The organism is Stenotrophomonas sp., from assembly GCF_032099025.1.
In the GTDB taxonomy this organism is placed as follows: domain Bacteria; phylum Pseudomonadota; class Gammaproteobacteria; order Xanthomonadales; family Xanthomonadaceae; genus Stenotrophomonas.
In genome coordinates, this window is record NZ_DAMCID010000013.1 from 1 (window position 1) to 17,478 (window position 17,478).

At 67.9% G+C, this 17,478-nt stretch carries 16 protein-coding genes; 8 read left to right on the forward strand and 8 right to left on the reverse strand.

The annotated features are described in order from the left end of the window. Positions 1-191: 191 nt before the first annotated feature. The gene (locus RT456_RS10775) at positions 192-1,805 is read right to left on the reverse strand and encodes an alpha-glucosidase family protein (RefSeq protein ID WP_313346279.1); all 1,614 of its coding nucleotides are present in this window, start codon (positions 1,803-1,805) and stop codon (positions 192-194) included. Between the two features lie 237 nt (positions 1,806-2,042). Between RT456_RS10775 and RT456_RS10780 the strand changes: the two genes are divergently transcribed. Beyond that, on the forward strand, positions 2,043-3,041 hold the full coding sequence (locus RT456_RS10780; protein WP_313346282.1) for a polyprenyl synthetase family protein: 999 nt from the start codon (positions 2,043-2,045) through the stop codon (positions 3,039-3,041). 133 nt (positions 3,042-3,174) lie between these two features. Here RT456_RS10780 and RT456_RS10785 read toward each other — a convergent pair whose 3' ends face one another. The 4 genes from RT456_RS10785 to RT456_RS10800 all read right to left on the reverse strand — a co-directional run bounded on the left by RT456_RS10785 (position 3,175) and on the right by RT456_RS10800 (position 9,608). Further along, a complete protein-coding gene (locus RT456_RS10785) occupies positions 3,175-3,969 on the reverse strand; it encodes a dienelactone hydrolase family protein (RefSeq protein ID WP_313346285.1) in 795 nt (264 codons plus the stop codon). 220 nt (positions 3,970-4,189) lie between these two features. After that, positions 4,190-5,599, reverse strand: a complete 1,410-nt coding sequence (gene murD, locus RT456_RS10790) for a UDP-N-acetylmuramoyl-L-alanine--D-glutamate ligase (RefSeq protein WP_313346288.1) — start codon at positions 5,597-5,599, stop codon at positions 4,190-4,192. Beyond that, on the reverse strand, positions 5,580-6,932 hold the full coding sequence (gene murL, locus RT456_RS10795) for a UDP-N-acetyl-alpha-D-muramoyl-L-alanyl-L-glutamate epimerase (RefSeq protein ID WP_313346291.1): 1,353 nt from the start codon (positions 6,930-6,932) through the stop codon (positions 5,580-5,582). Before murL ends, murD begins: the two co-directional genes overlap by 20 nt. A 72-nt stretch (positions 6,933-7,004) precedes the next feature. Continuing rightward, positions 7,005-9,608 carry a bifunctional aspartate kinase/diaminopimelate decarboxylase gene (locus RT456_RS10800; RefSeq protein ID WP_313346293.1) on the reverse strand — a complete coding sequence of 868 codons (2,604 nt, stop codon included), beginning with the start codon at positions 9,606-9,608 and terminating at the stop codon, positions 7,005-7,007. Between the two features lie 178 nt (positions 9,609-9,786). On the opposite strand from RT456_RS10800, the gene RT456_RS10805 reads away from it, so the two are divergent. Further along, the gene (locus RT456_RS10805) at positions 9,787-10,662 is read left to right on the forward strand and encodes a PhzF family phenazine biosynthesis protein (protein WP_313346295.1); all 876 of its coding nucleotides are present in this window, start codon (positions 9,787-9,789) and stop codon (positions 10,660-10,662) included. Between the two features lie 190 nt (positions 10,663-10,852). On the opposite strand, the gene RT456_RS10810 is transcribed toward RT456_RS10805, so the two are convergent. Continuing rightward, a complete protein-coding gene (locus RT456_RS10810; RefSeq protein WP_313346297.1) occupies positions 10,853-11,287 on the reverse strand; it encodes an OsmC family protein in 435 nt (144 codons plus the stop codon). 374 nt (positions 11,288-11,661) lie between these two features. On the opposite strand from RT456_RS10810, the gene RT456_RS10815 reads away from it, so the two are divergent. From RT456_RS10815 to RT456_RS10830, 4 genes are all read left to right on the forward strand, one after another. Continuing rightward, positions 11,662-12,060 (forward strand): HU family DNA-binding protein, encoded by a 399-nt coding sequence (locus tag RT456_RS10815; protein WP_068854576.1) that lies wholly within the window; start codon positions 11,662-11,664, stop codon positions 12,058-12,060. Between the two features lie 259 nt (positions 12,061-12,319). Then, positions 12,320-12,628, forward strand: a complete 309-nt coding sequence (locus tag RT456_RS10820; RefSeq protein WP_313346300.1) for a DUF3861 family protein — start codon at positions 12,320-12,322, stop codon at positions 12,626-12,628. A 40-nt stretch (positions 12,629-12,668) separates the two neighbouring features. Continuing rightward, complete coding sequence (locus RT456_RS10825) at positions 12,669-13,202, forward strand: hypothetical protein (RefSeq protein ID WP_313346302.1); 534 nt, start codon at positions 12,669-12,671, stop codon at positions 13,200-13,202. Between the two features lie 218 nt (positions 13,203-13,420). After that, positions 13,421-14,017: a DUF1439 domain-containing protein gene (locus RT456_RS10830; protein ID WP_313346304.1), complete on the forward strand. Its 597-nt coding sequence runs from the start codon at positions 13,421-13,423 to the stop codon at positions 14,015-14,017. A 131-nt stretch (positions 14,018-14,148) separates the two neighbouring features. On the opposite strand, the gene RT456_RS10835 is transcribed toward RT456_RS10830, so the two are convergent. Beyond that, positions 14,149-14,691, reverse strand: coding sequence for a type 1 glutamine amidotransferase domain-containing protein (locus tag RT456_RS10835; protein WP_313346306.1), 543 nt, complete (start codon positions 14,689-14,691; stop codon positions 14,149-14,151). A 119-nt stretch (positions 14,692-14,810) separates the two neighbouring features. Next, positions 14,811-15,278 (reverse strand): SET domain-containing protein-lysine N-methyltransferase, encoded by a 468-nt coding sequence (locus RT456_RS10840; protein ID WP_313346307.1) that lies wholly within the window; start codon positions 15,276-15,278, stop codon positions 14,811-14,813. A gap of 174 nt (positions 15,279-15,452) precedes the next feature. Between RT456_RS10840 and RT456_RS10845 the strand changes: the two genes are divergently transcribed. Beyond that, the gene (locus RT456_RS10845) at positions 15,453-15,905 is read left to right on the forward strand and encodes an SUF system Fe-S cluster assembly regulator (protein ID WP_313346309.1); all 453 of its coding nucleotides are present in this window, start codon (positions 15,453-15,455) and stop codon (positions 15,903-15,905) included. Between the two features lie 16 nt (positions 15,906-15,921). Then, entirely contained in the window at positions 15,922-17,397 is a 1,476-nt protein-coding gene (gene sufB / locus RT456_RS10850; RefSeq protein WP_313346311.1) for a Fe-S cluster assembly protein SufB, read from the forward strand. Positions 17,398-17,478: the final 81 nt, after the last annotated feature.

A 17,478-nucleotide genomic window follows, 5' to 3' on the forward strand; every position in this document is an offset into this window, starting at 1 on the left:
GGCGGCGGCGCAGGCCGACGCCGGGGGACATTTGCATAGGGGCCTGCCGGCCGCGGCGGGGCCCTCAACGCTCGCGATGAACCTGATCGAAGACCGTGCACCACGCTTCTACTGACCTGGGAATTGAGCGAAGAACAAAAAAAGGGCGGAACCTCTCGGTTCCGCCCTTCAATACCACCGGAAATCGTGAATCAGGCGCGGCGCGCGCAGTACATCGCCTGCGCCGGGAGGTGCAGCTGCGCCGCTTGGGCCTGCCCCGCATCCGGGCCCGGCACCTGCAGCGCGTGCCACTCGCCTTCGGGCAACGCCACCTGGGTCTCCTCCGCCGACAGGTTGAACGCCAGCAGCAGCGTTTCACCTGCGTGCGAACGCTCGAACATCAGCACCGGCTCGACGGTCTCCAGGAAGCGGATGTCGCCCAGCAGCAGCGTCGGCATCGTGCGGCGCCACGCCAGGAACTGGCGGAACGCGCTCAGCACCGAGTGCGGGTCGTGCTCCTGCAGGGCTACCGAGCGGGCGCGGTGATCGGCCGGAATCGGCAGCCACGGCTCCCCCGTGGTGAACCCGGCCAGCGGCGCGTCCAGCCACGGCATCGGCGTGCGGCAGCCGTCGCGGCCCTTGAAGTTCGGCCAGAAGGTGATGCCGTAGGGGTCCTGCAGCGCCTCGAACGGCACGTCCGCCTCGCCCAGGCCCAGCTCTTCGCCCTGGTACAGGCAGATCGAACCGCGCAGCGAACACAGCACCGCCACCAGCAGGCGCGCCAGCCGCGGCTGCGCCGGATGCCCGCCCCAGCGGGTCACCGCGCGCTCCACGTCATGGTTGGAGATCGCCCAGCACGGCCAGCCTTCGGTCATGGTCGCTTCCAGCCGCGACACGGTGTCGCGGATGTAGGCGGCGCTGTAGTCCTTCACCAGCAGCTCGAAGCTGTAGCCCATGTGCAGCCGGCCCGGCGCGGTGTACTCGGCCGTGGTCGCCAGCGAATCCTCGGCGGAGATCTCGCCCAGGCTGACCGCGCCCGGGTACTCGTCCAGCAGCGCGCGCAGGCGCTCGATGAACGGCAGGTTCTCCGGCTGGGTGTTGTTGTAATAGTGGTACTGGTACGCGTACGGGTTGTCGGTGCTGAAGCCGCGGCCCAGGCGCTTTTCCAGCGGCTTGGCCGGGTTGTCGCGCAGCTGCTTGTCGTGGAAGCAGAAGTTGATGGAATCCAGGCGGAAGCCATCCACGCCGCGGTCCAGCCAGAAGCGCACGTAATCCAGCGTGGCCTGCTGCACGGTCGGGTTGTGGAAATCCAGGTCCGGCTGGTCGGCCAGGAAGTTGTGCAGGAAGTACTGCTCGCGGCGCGGCTCCCACTGCCAGGCCACGCCCCCGAAGATGGACATCCAGTTGTTGGGCGGGGTGCCGTCTTCGCGCGGGTCGGCCCACACGTACCAGTCCGCTTTGGGATTGGTGCGGTCCTGGCGGCTCTCGCGGAACCAGGCGTGCTCGATCGAGGTATGGCTGAACACCTGGTCGATCATCACCTTCAGGCCCAGCGCATGCGCCTTGGCCAGCAGCCGATCGAAGTCGGCCAGGGTGCCGAACAACGGGTCCACATCGCGGTGGTCGGCGATGTCGTAGCCGAAGTCGGCCATCGGCGAAGTGAAGAACGGCGAAATCCAGATCGCGTCCACGCCCAGCGAGGCCACGTAGTCCAGGCGCTCGATGATGCCGGGCAGGTCGCCCACCCCATCACCGTTGGCATCCAGGAAACTGCGCGGGTAAATCTGATAGATGACGGCACCGCGCCACCATGGAGTCTGCGTCATCGAGGGCCCCCCTCCGGGCTTCCAGGGCACCCGCCAAGGGGCGCCAGAACATACCCGACAAGCTTAGCGGCGCACCCTTGGCGGTGGCGCTGCATGCATACGTATTCACGCCCTGCGTGCTGCCGTCGCCGCGCCGCCCGGGGCGGACGCGGGCCGCGCGGCCGGCCGGCGCGACCTTCGCGGGCGGAAGACGGCCGTACCGCCTATAATTCCGCCCACGCCTGAAAGTCAGACCGCATGACCATCACCGAAGACACCCGCCCCGCGCTGGGCCTGCCCCAGATCCAGTCGCTCGCCGCGCCCGACATGGCCGCCGTCGATGCACTGATTCGCCGCCGACTGTCCTCGGATGTCGTGCTGATCAACCAGATCGCCGACCACATCATCTCCGCCGGCGGCAAGCGGCTCCGCCCCATGCTGGTGATGCTGGCCGGCCACGCGGTCGGCCAGGCCGGCCCGGAACACCACCAGTTGGCGGCGATCATCGAGTTCATCCACACCTCGACCCTGCTGCACGACGACGTGGTGGACGAGTCCAGCCTGCGCCGCGGCCGCAGCACGGCCAACGCGCTATGGGGCAATGCGCCCAGCGTGCTGGTCGGCGATTTCCTGTATTCGCGCAGCTTCCAGCTGATGGTGGAGCTGGACCGCATGCCGGTCATGCAGATTCTGGCCGACACCACCAACCGCATCGCCGAAGGCGAGGTGCTGCAGCTGCTGCACGTGCACAACCCGGACACCGACGAAGCCGCCTACCTGCGCGTGATCGAGCGCAAGACCGCCGTGCTGTTCGCCGCCGGCACCCGCCTCGGCGCACTGGCCAGCGGTGTGGATGACGCCACCCAGCAGGCGCTGTTCGACTACGGCATGCACCTGGGCTATGCGTTCCAGATCGCCGACGATGTGCTGGATTATTCGGCCAATGCCGACGAACTGGGCAAGAACCTGGGCGACGACCTGGCCGAAGGCAAGGCCACCCTGCCGCTGATCCACGCGATGGCGCACTCCGATGCCGCCACCCGTGAGCGCCTGCGCGAGATCGTGCAGAACGGCGACGCCGATGCGATGCCGGAGGTGCTGGCCGCCATCCACGCCACCGGCGGGCTGGAGTACAGCCGGCGTCGTGCCGAGGAATATGCCGATGCCGCCGAGCGCGCGCTCGACGGCCTGGCCGACAACGATGCCGTGGCCGCACTGCGCGGCCTGGCCCGCTACGCGGTACAGCGTTCGCATTGATGCGAACGCGGTCGTTCGCATCAATGCGAACGGGTAGTGCCGGCCGCTGGCCGGCTCCAGCCAATACCAACCGAAAGCGGTAGTGCCGGCCGATGGCCGGCTCCACGCAATACCAACCGAACGGGTCGACCCCTTACCGCCGGTCGAACAGCCCCTCAAAGAACGCGTCCAGCGACTTCCACGCCCGCTTCGCCGCGCGCTCGTTGTACGCGCATCCCGGCGGGCTGTTGGCATCGGCCTCGGCGAAGCAGTGCACCGCCCCGCTGTAGTTGGTGAATTCCCAATCGACCTTGGCCGCGTTCATCTCCTGCTCGAAGCCGGCGATGTCGTCCTTGCTCACGCTCTTGTCGTCGGCGCCATTGAGCACCAGCACCGACGGATGCGTATCCCCCGCCTTGGCCGGCAGCGGCGAGCCCAGGCCACCATGCAGGCTCACCACGCCCGCCAACGGTGCGCCGGCACGGGCCAGTTCCAGCACCGTGGTGCCACCGAAGCAGAAGCCAACCGCGCCGATCTTCGACACATCCAGCGGCGCGCTGCCCGCCTGGGCTTTCAGCACCTCCAGCGCCTTCAGCGCACGCGCGCGCAGCACGGGCCGGTCATTGCGCAGCTTGGTCGCCACCGGGCCGGCCTCGGCATCGGTCTTCGGGCGCACGCCCTTGCCGTACACATCGGCGACCAGCACCACGTAGTCGTCGCCGGCCAGCTGCTTGGCCTTGGCGATCGCCGACGCATTGACGCCCTTCCAGTTCGGCACCATCACCAGGCCGGGGCGCGTGTCGTTGTCTTCGTCGTCATAGACCAGCACGCCGCTGAAGGTGGTCCCCTCGTGCTTCCACTCCACCGGCTTGGCCTGCATCGCGGCCACCGCCGGCAGTGCCGTCATGCCCAACAACACCGCCGCACCCCACTGCCATTGCCTGCTCATGCGTCTGCTCCTCCAGATGGAATCCGGAGTGTATGACGGCAGGCGTGACGGACTGGCGGTGGGATTGCGCCGACGGGTATTGCGGACGGGGTAGACCGACGGGGTACGACCGACTGTACGACCGACGGGATTGAGCCGACTGGGTAGAGCGGACTGTTAGTCCGCTACGCCGTTGGCGCGGTGCCTGCCGTCGCGAACGGCAGCGGACCAACAGTCCGCTCTACCCGATCCCGATCCCCGGGATCGCCGTGATCTGCTCCGGATCAAAGCCGCCCAGCTCGGCGAAATGTCGGCCGCGGGCGACGTAATCCCGGTAGACCCCGTAACTCGGGGCGCCCGGCGAAAGCAACACCACCCCGCCCTTCTCGCCCAGTGCCGTGCGGGCCAACCGCACCGCCTCGTCCAGGTTGGCCGCGGCGTGCAGGCCGAAGCGGCCCGCGTCGGCCAGCGGCTGCAGCAGTGCGTGGATGCGCGGCCCATTGGCGCCCATCGTGATGATCTCCACCGGCGGCATGTCGTGCGCCATGTGGGCGACGAAGTCGTGCCAGTCCAGGCCGCGATCATGGCCGCCGACCAGCAGCGCGATGCGCTGCCCACCGAAGCATTCCAACGCCGCCAGGCTCGCGTGCGGGGTGGTGCTGATCGAATCGTTGACGAAGCGCACCCCATCGCGGCTGCCCAGGGTCTGCAGCCGATTGGGCAGCGGGCGGAAATCCTGCACCGACGGGGCCAAGGCCACCGCATCCAGGCCCAGTGCTTCTACCGCCGCCAGTACCGCACACAGATTGCCGCGATTGTGCCGGCCCGGCAGCGGCGTATGCGCAGTGTCGAACACCGCCTGTTCGCCGCGATACACCACCTCACCCCGCATGTGCCAGCCGCGCGGCTGGTTGAACCACACCACTTCGCTGTGCGGCAACGACAGCGCGGCCAGGTGCGGGTCGGCCGCATTGAGTACCGCGATGCGCGGCGCGGCCTCGGTCACCAGCGCCAGCTTGTCGGCGATGTAGCGCGCCTCGCTGCCGTGCCAGTCCAGATGCTCCGGAAACAGGTTCAGCACCACCGCCACCTGCGGGTGCGCGCCACTGCGTGCCACTTCGCCGGTCTGGTAGCTGGACAGCTCCACCGCCCAGTACGCCGGCGCCGGCGTCGGATCCAGCACTTCCAGCAGCGGCAGGCCGATGTTGCCGACCAGCCCCGTGCGTGCGCCCGAGGCGCGCAGCAGGTGGGCCAGCAGCGAGGTGGTGGTGCTCTTGCCCTTGGTGCCGGTCACGCACACCGTGTCGCGCACCACGCCGTCGGCGCCGGCATGCTCGGCGAACCACAGCGAGGTACCGCCGATGAACTGCGTACCGCGCGCGGCCGCCTGCACGGCGGCCTCGCCATAGGGACTGATGCCCGGCGACTTGATCACCACGTCGAACGCGGCCAGCGCATCGCCGGTCAACTCCGAGCACACCTGCAGCGCCGTCCCGGCCTCGGCGCGCGCGGTGGCGGCCTCGGCCTCGGGACAGAACAGGGTCAGACCCAGCGCAGGCAGGCGGTCGCGCAGGACGCGGAACGCCGCGCGCCCCTCACGTCCCCATCCCCACAGCGCAACGCGCTTTCCCTCAAGCTGCGAAATTCGCACGCAGGCGCTCCCAGATCGCCGCCGGAATGCGGTGCTCGCCTTCCAGCACCAGCAGCGGCTCGATCTGCAGCGCGGTGGCATCCAGCTGCGGCTGGATCTCCTGCTGGAAACGCTTCACCAACGCGTCTTCGTTCCACTCCGCGCGCGCGGCCAGGGTGGCCATTGCCGCACGCGATTCGCGGCCTTCGCCCACGCATTCGAACGGCTTGTGGTCCTGGAACTCCAGCAGCGCATCGAAGCCGCCGGCCTGCTCCGGATCGTCCAGCAGGTTGCGGCCGAAGATGCCCACCAGCCGCGTCTTGGGCATGAACGGCGCCAGCGCCAGGAACACGAAGTGGCACTTCGGGCAGACCCCGCACCAACGGTTCACCGGCCGCTCGCCGAGGATGTGGAAGTTGCGGTTGCAGCTGGAGAAGTGCGCGTCGTAGAAATCGGTCCTGGCGAACTGCCGCGCCACCGCCAGCTCCGACAGCGGGCGCAGCAGCGAGTAGTAATGCAGGTCGGCGGCCACATGCTTTTCCAGGTGCTCGCCAAACGCCTGCTCGAAGGCCCAGCCCTTGGACCACTGGTGGTTCACCTCGCCCGTGCCCGGAATCTGGCTGCCATAGCTGGCCGAGCGCTCGTTGGAGAACACCACCTGGTCCACGCCCTGCAGCAGCGCGGCCAGCACCATGATCGCCGAGTTCACCGCGGTCACCGGGATGTGCCCGTTCCACGCGCCCTGCCGGTTGAGTTCGAACAGTTCCGGCGCCAGCGCCCGCCCGATGTTCAGCGTGGGCAGGCCAGTGCGCTCGGCACAGGCGCGGATCAGCTGCGAGGCACCGATCCAGGTGACGGTCTCGTCAATGCCCAGCGCACGCAGCGCCTCGATGCTGACCAGGGAATCCTTGCCGCCGCCGATGGCCACCAGCGCATGCTCGCGCAGGCCCACGGCCGGCGCATGGAAGACCTCACCGTCCACCGGCAGGCGGAAGCGCCCGCGCAGGTTCAGGTCGTTGCGGTAGGCGAACTCGCCCAGGCCGTTGAGGTAGACCATCTCCACCAGCGCGGCGGTGTCGGCATCGATGGTGTAGCTGTCGATCCGTACCTGCGCGGGCACGCCGGCCTTGTAGTAGCTGACGCCGGCAAACAGGTGCAGCAGGCGCAGCGCACGCTGCACGGCCTCGGCACGGGCACCCTCCAGCACGAACGGCGCGCCGGGAATGGTCACCGTCTCGGTCAGCTCGGGGCCGTCGTCGAAGGCGTAGACCAGCTGCGCCACGCCGGTATCCGCGGCGAGATCGCAGCGGACGAAGCGGAAGCAGGCAACCTGGTGTTTATCGAAAGCAGTCATGGCGTATCCGGTGAGGCATGGCGTTTTCGCGCCGGGGCGCGAAGGCGTTCAAGGGGAAAACCCGGGTGGCGCTCAAGGCACATCGTCGATGATGTCCTCGCGCGGCAGCTCGCGCTGGTTGTAGGTATTGGCCATGACGTAGCCGTAGGCGCCAGCATCGGCCACCAGCATCACATCGTCCGGCGCGGTCGAGACCGGCAGGCGGCGGCGCTTGCCGAACACGTCGCTGGATTCGCAGATCGGACCGACCACGTCGAACATCGCCTCGGCGTAACCGCCCAGCCGGCTCAGGTTCTCGATGTCGTGCCAGGCGTCGTACAGGGCCGGGCGCATCAGCGTGTTCATGCCGGCATCCAGGCCCACGCGGCGCACGCCGTCCTTTTCCACCACCTGGGTGGCGGTGGTCAGCAGCACGCCCGATTCGGCCACCAGATAGCGGCCCGGTTCAATGGCGAGGCGGAACGCCGGGTGCACCGCCTTGACCTCGGCCAGGCCCACGGCCCAGGCGTCCAGGTCGAACGGCTCGTCGTCGGCGCTGTACGGAATGGGCAGGCCACCGCCGATATCGATGGTCTCCACGCTGCCGATGCGGCGCGCGAACCCGGCCAGTTCATCGCACATCAGGCGCCAGTGCTGCGCGGTTTCCACGCCGCTGCCCAGGTGCGCATGCAGGCCCACCACGCGGGTACCCAGCTCGTTGGCCAGGCGCACGAATTCGTCCACGCGCGCGATCGGCAGGCCGAACTTGGAGTCCTTGCCGCCGGTGCGCACCTTGGCGTGGTGGCCTTCGCCACGGCCCAGGTCCACACGCAGCCACAGCTCGCGGTTGCGGAACAGCTCGGGCCAGCGCTGCAATGCCTCCACGTTGTCCACGGTGACGGTCACGCCCAGCGCGAACGCCGCCTCGTACTCGGTCCGCGGCGCGAAGCTCGGGGTGAACAGCACGCGGCGCGGCGACAGCGTGGGCAGCACGTTGAACACGTGCTTGAGCTCACCGTGCGAGACGCATTCGAGGCCGAAGCCTTCCTGCTCCAGCACTTCCAGAATGGCCGGATGTCCGTTGGCCTTGATCGCGTAGTAGCGCTGGTCGATCGGCTTGATCGCGGCCAGCGCACGGGCGCGGGCGCGCACCGTGGCCAGGTTGTACACGTAGCGCGGGGTGCCGGACTGGGCCAGGTGCAGCAGGTGCTCGCGATGCCCCCGCCACCAGGCGGTTTCGCGCGGGCGGATGGTGCCGGCGATCTCGCGCCAGCGCGGCCCGAACACCTCGCCCTCTTCCACCGGCATCGCGCCACTGTCGATCAGCTCGGCGTGCAGGATCGGCAGCAGGCCATCAGCGTCGGCCTCGTCGATCACGAAGGTCAGGTTGAGGTCGTTGGAGGACTGCGAAATCATGTGCACGCGCTCGCGCCCGAAGGTCGCCCACACGTCCGAAAGCTTGTGCAGCAGCGAGCGCATGCCGCGCCCGACCAGGGTGATCGCCGCGCACGGCACGATGATCTTGACCTTGCAGATCTGCGACAGGTCGGCCGACAGCGCGGCCAGCACATCGGTGTTGACCAGGTTCTCGGACGGGTCCAGCGACACGGTCACGTTGGTTTCGGCCGAACCGATCAGGTCCACCGACAGCCCATGCTTCTTGAACAGCCCGAACACGTCGGCCAGGAAGCCGACCTGCTGCCACATGCCGATGCCTTCCATCGACACCAGCACGATGCCGTTGCGGCGGCTGATTGCCTTCACCCCCGGCACCAATGCGGCGTTGCCGTCGATGCTGGTGCCCGGCAGTTCCGGGCGCTCGGTGTCCAGGATCGCCATCGGCACGCCGGCGTCGCGGCACGGCTTGATCGAGCGCGGGTGCAGCACCTTGGCGCCGGTGGTGGCGATTTCCTGTGCTTCGTAATAGTCCAACCGGGTCAGCAGGCGCGCGTCCGGCACGTCCCTGGGATTGGCGCTGAACATGCCCGGCACGTCCGTCCAGATTTCCACCCGGCTGGCACCGAGCAGCGCGCCGAAATAGGCGGCCGAGGTGTCCGAACCGCCGCGACCCAGGATGGCGGTGCCGCCGTCGGCGTGGCGCGAGATGAAGCCCTGGGTGATCAGCATGCGAGTGGGCTGGGCGCGGAAACGCGCCGCCCAGTCGGCGTCCGAGCGCCACTGGCAGTTCACCGACAGGCGCTGCGACCAGTCGCTCTGGTTGGGCTGCGGCGGCAATGCCTCCAGCCACTCGCGTGCGTCCATCCAGCCGAAATCCAGGCCACTCGCGCGCAGGTACGCCGCACCGACGGTGGAGGACAGCAGCTCCCCCTGGCCCAGCACGTCGGCCTGCCATTCCAGCGGACGGGCGGCGGCACGCGGGTCGTCCAGCAGGCCCTGCAGGGCAGCCAGGCGCACGTCGAGCGCGGTGGCGTCCAGGTCGAGCTCCACCAGGAATTCGCGGTGACGTGCCACCAGCGCGTCCACACGGGCGCGGCTGTCGGCGGCGCCATCGGCGATGGCGGTCAGCTCGTTGGTCACCCCGGACAGGGCCGACACCACCACCAGCACGCGCGCACCGGTTTCTTCCGCACGTTTTTTCGCCAGCTTCCCGATCGTGTCCCAGCGGTGACGACGCGACACGGAGGTGCCGCCGAACTTCAGTACGATCCAACGATCGACAAGGGGGGAAGCTGACATGGAGGTAGGAAAAGGTAGGTAGTGGGGGGAGATCGCCCGGTAGGCCGGGCCGAACCTCCGATTCTATGCCAACCCGGCCCGGGCAGGGCCGCGCAGGGGTGCGGGGGTGGCCGTCCGCCGCAGCAGGCAGTGCGACGGATTGCTAAGCTGCCCGACCGTTCCGCCTGATCGACCTGCCATGCGTACCCGCCGATTCCTGCAGTTGGATGTGTTTTCCCCCTACCCCGGCGCCGGCAACCCGCTGGCCGTGGTACTCGACGCCGAGGGCCTGGACGACGCGCACATGCAGGCGATCGCCCGCTGGACCCGGCTGCCGGAAACGACCTTCGTGTTCGCCCCGCAGGCGCCTGGCACCAGCTACCGGCTGCGCATGTTCAGCCCGCAGAAAGAGGTGCCGTTCGCCGGCCACCCCAGCGTCGGCACCGCGCATGCCGTGCTGGACGTCGGCCTGGCCGCGCCGGTGGACGGACGACTCGTCCAGGACGGCATTGCCGGGAGTCTGCCGTTGCGGGTGGACGGTGAAGGCAGCACGCGCAGCATCGCCATCCGCACGCCGCGCGCGGCGGTGGCGGAGGTGACCGACAGCCGCGACCCGCGCCTGCAGGCCGTGCTGGCCCACTGGCCGCTGGGAACGCTGCCGCCCGCGCGCATGTCCGGCGGCCGCAGCTGGTGGGTGGTGGAGCTGTCTGACGAGGCCAGCCTGCGGGCGCTGCAACCCGACTGGGACGCGGTGGCGCAACTTGCCGAAAGCACCGACAGCATGGGGGTGTTCGCCTATGCGCGTAGTGCCGGCCAGGAATACGACCTGGCGGTGCGCGCGTTCGTCGGCAACGGCCGCCGGTTCGAGGACGCGGCTTCGGGTGCCGCCAATGCGGTGCTGGCGGCGTGGCTGGACAGCCAAGGCGCGTTGCCCGGCCGCAACGGCCGCTATGTGGTCAGCCAGGGGCGCGAGGTGGGCCACGACGCCCGCCTGACCCTGCATGTGGACGCGGAGGGCGAAGTCTGGTCGGGCGGCCAGGTGCAGACGGTGATCGCAGGAACGATTGCCTGGTGATATCCGGCCGCAGGCTGCGCCAATGAATCACCCGGCGCCCCGCCCCCCGTAGAGCCACGCCCTGCGTGGCTGCGCTCCGACCCGGCACCACAAAGCCACCCATGGCGTGGCTGCGCTCCGATCCGGTACCAAAAAGCCCCCGACGGGCGTGGCTCTACCGAGGTAGAGCCACGCCCTGCGTGGCTGCCTTTCAGCCAGCCAGCTCAGCCTCCAAGTTGATCGGCACCGCGCTCAATGCCTTGGATACCGGGCAGTTCTGCTTGGCGTCATCGGCGATCGCGCGGAACTGCGTGGCGTCGATCTTGGGCACCACCGCTTTGACCTTCAGCGTGATCTGGGACAACTGCGGGCCGCCTTCCATCGACAGGTCCACCTGGGCTTCGGTGTCCAGCGAGGTCGGCACGAACCCGGCCTCGGTCAGCTTGGCCGACAGCGCCATGGTGAAGCAGCCTGCGTGCGCGGCAGCGATCAGCTCTTCCGGGTTGGTCCCCTTTTCGTCGCCGAAGCGGCTGCTGAAGGCATAGCGGGTCTTGTCCAGCAAGCCACTCTGCGGCGTGCTCAATTGTCCCTTGCCTGTCTTGAGGTCACCTTCCCAGTGCGCGGTGGCGTGACGCGAAATGCCCATCGGTTCGTCCTCTTTGCGTGAATGGCAGCACCAGACTAGACGGCCGGGCGTTAGCACCGTGTCTGGCCACGGCCGCCCGCGGCAGGACGGCCGCCGCGCTGCGCGTCTGCGTAGCCGCGCCCAGCGCGGAAACCGCTGTTTTCAAGAGGTTTTCCGGCAGACCAGCCGGCGCGGCGGGCGCGCGCGGCCACGCCGGGAGCGTGCTCTTGGCCCTGCTTCCCGGGCATGAACTGATGCACTGCAGTAACCGGAAACGCAAAAAACCCGAATATTTATGCGTTTGCCTATTGGCGGCAGTGCATAGTTGCCCTACATTTCGCTTGCCGATGGGTTCGGCGCGACCACACAACCAACCGATCACGGAACAGGAAACCATGGCAAAGACCGCTAAGAAGGCTGCCCCGAAGAAGGCAGTGAAGAAAGTCGCTACGAAGGCAGCCGCAAAGCCGGCCGCTCCGAAGCCGATCAAGGAAGTGCTGACCAAGTCCGGCCTGGTTGCACACATCGTCGAAGCCTCTGGCGTTGTCGCCAAGGACGTCCGCGCTGTGCTGGCCTCGCTGGAAACCGCCGTTGCTTCCTCGGTGCACAAGAAGGGCGCGGGCAGCTTCACCCTGCCGGGCCTGCTGAAGATCACCACCGTCAGCGTTGCGGCCAAGCCGAAGCGCAAGGGCATCAACCCGTTCACCAAGGAAGAGCAGTGGTTCGCCGCCAAGCCGGCCACCACCAAGCTGAAGGTGCGTCCGCTCAAGAAGCTCAAGGACGCCGCGCTGTAATCTGCGCGCTTCCTGCAGCACCCGGACGGGACGGCCTTGGCCGTCCCGTTCTTTTTTCCACGTTGCCCCGCAGCGAAACACAGCGTTGCCAAACCGCCCCTGCGCCAGGACGGCACGCGCAAACCCTGTCGCCACGGCACTCAAGCCGGGTACCGGCATGGCCGGAACGCACAAGGTGGAACACTGCGTGCGACCGCACCCGTCGCTCCGCCCCGCACCCGCGCCTAAGGTGGGCTTTCCCCCCTCAGTGCACGCAGCCATGGCCAGCCCTTCGCAACGCTACCGCATTACCGTTACCCCGATCGAAAAGGACGGGTTGCAGTGCAGCGGACGCTGCACGATCGAACTGGAGCATCGCGCCCAGCAGGACTGGATGCGGTTGCTGGAAGTGGCCCGCCGCCAGACCGGCCTGAGTGGCGACGAGCGCGCCGCCGCCATCGTGGCCACCCAGCTGCTGCATGACCTGGCGCGGCGCTACGCGGAGGAGCCCACGCATCCACTGACCGCGCTGCAGCCGCAGCTGGATGAGGTGCTCAACGCGCTGGACGCCATCCAGCGCGCACCCTGAACGATGGTTACACTCTGCCCTTCTCCGGGGAGAGTGCGCCATGCGTCGAGTCGTGTTCCTGCTGCCGCTGCTGTTTGCCGGGTGTTCCTGCCAGCCGGACCCGGACCGGGACGCCGCCGTACCCCGACCGGCGCCCACCGATGTCTCGGCGGGCTCGGCTGACCCCACGACGCCGACAGGTGATGGGCTGGCCGCCGCGCCCCCGCCGGCATTGAGCGCGGTAGCACCGGACGCGGTGAGCGAAACCACCACGGTGCGCAACTACGTCATCGCCCTGCTCGGCAGCGACCGCGCCTCGTCCGATGCGTACTGGAGCGGCGGCCGCACCGGCACGCGCCCCGACGACGCCGTGCTGCGTTCGATCCCGCAGCTGCGCAACCTGCGCGTGGACACCGACAGCCCGATTGCCCGCGACACCGCGCAACCCTCGCGCCTGCGCGAAGTCCCGGTGCGCATCCGCGCGACCAGCGCCGACGGCACCTTCAACTACCACGGCTGGTATCGCCTGCAGCCGCGCGCGGATGGCAGCGGCTGGGAGATCCACAGCGCATCCTTGCAGCCTACCCTCCGGTAGAGCCACCCCATGGGTGGCTGCACGTTGCGCCTGCATCGCGCAGCCAGCGATATCGGACCGCCACCCATGGGGTGGCTCTACGGCGGGTGCGGCGGCATCGGCATCGGCATCGGCAGTGCACCGCACCGCACCGCACTGCACCCACCCACACCATCGGTCGGTACCGATTCAGCCGAAAGCGCTATCGTGTCGCTGTCCCCCTTCCGCGCCCGCCTCCCATGAAGCTACGTCCGCTCCTGACCCGCATCGCCGCCTGCACCGTCCTGATCGCCGCTGCGGTCGGCGCGCAAGCCGCGCCCAGCATTTCCGGCAAGAAGCTCTCGGTGGGCGCCGGCGACGTCCAGCAGTATCTGGATGGCAGCTTCCCGCGCACGCAGGACGCCCTCGGCGGCCTGATCGCCATGACCATGAGCCACCCGAAGCTGACCCTGCCGCAGGGCAACCGCCTCGATCTCGGTTTCGATGTCGCCCTGGCCACCGCCGGCAGCACGCCGGCACCGCTGGGCAAGGTGAAGCTGAGCAGCGGCCTGCGCTACGACGCACAGACCCAGGGCTTCCATCTGGACCAGCCCACCGTGGACGACTTCACGCCGGTCAACAACGGCGGCAAGCTGGACTCGCGCACCCGCGGCCTGCTCAACGCCTTCCTGACCGATTACGCGCGCCGCGAGCCGATCTACAAGATCGACCCTACCGTGGCCGCCGTCCTCGGCGCCCTGCAGGTGCAGTCGGCGCAGGTCGAGAACGGCAAGCTGGTGGTCACCTTCAACCAGGACCTGGGCAGCCTCGTCCCGGCCGGCGTGCTGGGCAACTGACGAAGCCCCGCGTAGTGCCGGCCGATGGCCGGCTCCAAGGCAACCGTAGTGCCGGCCGCTGGCCGGCTCCAAGAAACACCCACCGCAACGAGGCGCCGGCCAGCGGCCGGCACTACCGCGGCGCTGGCGGTCTATGCCACCAGCGCCTTCGCCACCGCATCAGAGAACGCCGGAATGTCATCCGGCTTGCGGCTGGTGATCACGCCGTTGTCCACCACCACCTCGGCGTCGGTCCACTCCGCGCCGGCATTGCCCAGATCGGTCTTCAACGACGGCCAGGAAGTCAGCTTGCGCCCCTTGGCCAGGCCCGACTCCACCAGCAGCCACGGCCCGTGGCAGATCGCCGCGACCGGTTTGCCGGCCGAAGCGAAGGCCTTGATGAAGTCCACCGCCGGCGCCTGGGTGCGCAACTGGTCGGGGTTGATCACCCCACCCGGCAGCACCAGCGCGTCGTAGCTGTCCGCGCTGGCGCCCTGCAGCGGCTGATCCACCGGCACGCTCTCGCCCCAGTCCTTGCCCTTCCAGCCGCGGATCTCCCGGGCATCGCCGGGCGACACCACGGTGACCTTCGCGCCCCAGGATTCGAGCAGGCGCTTGGGCTCCTGCAGTTCGGACTGTTCAAAACCATCGGTGGCGAGGATGGCCACATGCTTGCCGTTGAGATCGTGTGCCATGGGAAGGCTCCTGCAAAAGGGAGCCTTCACCATGCAGATCCACGCATTGGCAGAGAGTGACTGGCATGTGGACGTCGCGTGGCCGGTAGGTACCGACCGCGCTAAGCGCCCGCGGGCGCTTACCGCTTGGGTTGCAACATCGTGCCCGTGCACTTCTTCGAGCCGCAGCGGCATTCCCAGATCTTTTTCAGGCGCGCGGTATGGCGCTCGGCCAGGGTGATGCCGTAGTTGTAGGTCAGCTCATCGCCCGGCTTGATGTCCTTGATGGCCTCGATGAACACCTTGTCCTCGCGGCGGTTGTCGCCCTCGGCTTCCTCGATCACCGCCTCGCAGTTTGGGTCGCAGCTGTGGTTCAACCAGCGCGCATCGTTGCCCTTGTAGTTGGCATCGATGACGTAATCATCGTTCAGGGTAAAGAGGAAGGTGTGACCGCTCTCCACATCCCCGGTATCATCGGCATCCACATCAGCGTGGCTGCGCAGCAGCCCCTTGTACTGGATGACCCGCTCGCCCTTCTTGAGCGGCGCCAGCGCGAACACGCCATTGCCGTGGATGGAGGACTTGCGGGCTTGGATCTTCTTGGGCATCTGGCTTGGCCGTTGCGATGGAATAGCCGATTCTCGCTTAATCTTTGTGATTGCCCAACCACGTCCGCCCCGCGCCGTTGCGGGACCCCGCTCCGGAGCAGCTGAACAGGACGGGTTGGATGCCCGGACATAAAAGCGTACAATTTCAGTCCGCTTTATGGCTCTGCCCTCCCCATGCTCCGCGTTACCAAGCTCACCGATTACGCCACCGTCGTCCTGACCGTGCTCGCCGCGCGCCCGGGCGAGGTGCTCAGTGCGACCGAGCTGGCCGAATTCGCCAGCCTTGAGCCGCCCACCGTCAGCAAGCTGCTCAAGCCCCTGGCACAGGCCGGGCTGGTGGAAGGCCTGCGCGGCGTGCGCGGCGGCTACCGGCTGACCCGCGCGGCCGACCAGATCAGCCTGTTCGAGATCGTCGAAGCCATGGAGGGCCCGCTGGGCCTGACCGAGTGCGCGCACGACCACAGCCAGTGCGGGCGCGAGCTGCAATGCGGCGCGCGCAGCAGCTGGCGGCTGATCAACGACGTGGTGTCAGAAGCACTGCGCAAGGTCAGCCTGGCGCAGATCCTGCCCCCTCTTCCCCTTGTTGACGCCCCCCGCCGCGTGATCGCGGCAGATGTCGTCTCCTGATACACAGGCAGCCCCCATGGCCACCGATACCCTCGACACCGTCGCCACTGGCGACACCCCCAACCGCGAGATCCATGAGCAGCTCGGGCGCAAGTACGCCGCCGGCTTCATCACGGACATCGAATCGGACTCGCTGCCGCCTGGCCTGGACGAGGACACCATCCGTGCCCTCTCCGCCAAGAAGGAAGAGCCGGAGTGGATGACGCAGTGGCGCCTGGACGCCTACCGCCACTTCCTCACCATGCCGATGCCGAACTGGGCCAAGCTGCAGATCGCCGCCATCGACCTGCAGGCACTCAGCTACTACTCCGCGCCCAAGGGCCCGAAGTACGCCTCGCTGGATGACGTGCCCAAGGAACTGCTGGACACCTACGACAAGCTGGGCGTGCCGCTGCACGAGCGCGCCAGGCTGGCCGGCGTGGCCGTGGATGCCGTGTTCGACTCGGTCTCGGTCGGCACCACCTTCCGCAAGGAACTGGCCGAGAAGGGCGTGATCTTCTGCTCCATGTCCGAGGCCATCAAGGAACACCCGGAGCTGGTCAAGCAGTACCTGGGCAGCGTGGTGCCGGTGGGCGACAACTACTTCGCCGCGCTGAACTCGGCCGTGTTCTCCGACGGCAGCTTCGTGTTCATTCCCAAGGGCGTGCGTTGCCCGATGGAGCTGAGCACCTACTTCCGCATCAACGCCGGCCACACCGGCCAATTCGAGCGAACGCTGATCATCTGCGAGGAGAAGGCGTACGTTTCCTACCTGGAAGGCTGCACCGCGCCGATGCGCGATGAGAACCAGCTGCACGCCGCCGTGGTCGAGCTGGTGACGCTGGACGATGCCGAGATCAAGTACTCCACCGTGCAGAACTGGTACCCCGGCGACGAGAACGGCGTGGGTGGCATCTACAACTTCGTCACCAAGCGTGCCGAATGCCGTGGCGCGCGCAGCAAGGTCACCTGGACCCAGGTCGAGACCGGCTCGGCGATCACCTGGAAGTACCCGTCGTGCGTGCTGCTGGGCGACGACTCGGTGGGCGAGTTCCATTCGGTCGCGCTGACCCATCATCGTCAGCAAGCCGACACCGGCACCAAGATGATCCACATCGGCAAGCGCACCAAGAGCAAGATCGTCAGCAAGGGCATCAGCGCCGGCCGTGGCCAGAACACCTATCGCGGCCTGGTCAAGGTGGACCGCAACGCCGACGGCGCGCGCAACTACACCCAGTGCGACTCGCTGCTGATCGGCAAGACCTCCGGCGCGCATACCTTCCCGTATATCGAGGTGAAGAACCCGAGCGCTACGGTGGAGCACGAGGCCACTACGTCGAAGATTTCCGACGACCAGCTGTTCTATTGCCGCGCGCGTGGCATCGACCAGGAAAACGCGGTGTCGATGATCGTCGATGGGTTCTGCAAGCAGGTGTTCCGCGAGCTGCCGATGGAGTTTGCCGTCGAGGCCAAGAAGCTGCTGGAAGTTTCTCTTGAGGGTTCCGTGGGCTGATAGGCCGCGGCTTCGTTTTGTATTTTTGCCACGCAGGGCGTGGCACTACGCGGGCCTTGGGTTCGCAATTTGGAAAGATCA

Coding starts and splice junctions, on each gene's coding strand:
- RT456_RS10775 (WP_313346279.1), bottom strand. CDS start 1,805: ATGACGCAGACTCCATGGTGGCGCGGTGCCGTCATCTATCAGATTTAC.
- RT456_RS10780 (WP_313346282.1), top strand. CDS start 2,043: ATGACCATCACCGAAGACACCCGCCCCGCGCTGGGCCTGCCCCAGATC.
- RT456_RS10785 (WP_313346285.1), bottom strand. CDS start 3,969: ATGAGCAGGCAATGGCAGTGGGGTGCGGCGGTGTTGTTGGGCATGACG.
- murL (WP_313346291.1), bottom strand. CDS start 6,932: ATGACTGCTTTCGATAAACACCAGGTTGCCTGCTTCCGCTTCGTCCGC.
- RT456_RS10800 (WP_313346293.1), bottom strand. CDS start 9,608: ATGTCAGCTTCCCCCCTTGTCGATCGTTGGATCGTACTGAAGTTCGGC.
- RT456_RS10805 (WP_313346295.1), top strand. CDS start 9,787: ATGCGTACCCGCCGATTCCTGCAGTTGGATGTGTTTTCCCCCTACCCC.
- RT456_RS10810 (WP_313346297.1), bottom strand. CDS start 11,287: ATGGGCATTTCGCGTCACGCCACCGCGCACTGGGAAGGTGACCTCAAG.
- RT456_RS10815 (WP_068854576.1), top strand. CDS start 11,662: ATGGCAAAGACCGCTAAGAAGGCTGCCCCGAAGAAGGCAGTGAAGAAA.
- RT456_RS10820 (WP_313346300.1), top strand. CDS start 12,320: ATGGCCAGCCCTTCGCAACGCTACCGCATTACCGTTACCCCGATCGAA.
- RT456_RS10825 (WP_313346302.1), top strand. CDS start 12,669: ATGCGTCGAGTCGTGTTCCTGCTGCCGCTGCTGTTTGCCGGGTGTTCC.
- RT456_RS10830 (WP_313346304.1), top strand. CDS start 13,421: ATGAAGCTACGTCCGCTCCTGACCCGCATCGCCGCCTGCACCGTCCTG.
- RT456_RS10835 (WP_313346306.1), bottom strand. CDS start 14,691: ATGGCACACGATCTCAACGGCAAGCATGTGGCCATCCTCGCCACCGAT.
- RT456_RS10840 (WP_313346307.1), bottom strand. CDS start 15,278: ATGCCCAAGAAGATCCAAGCCCGCAAGTCCTCCATCCACGGCAATGGC.
- RT456_RS10845 (WP_313346309.1), top strand. CDS start 15,453: ATGCTCCGCGTTACCAAGCTCACCGATTACGCCACCGTCGTCCTGACC.
- sufB (WP_313346311.1), top strand. CDS start 15,922: ATGGCCACCGATACCCTCGACACCGTCGCCACTGGCGACACCCCCAAC.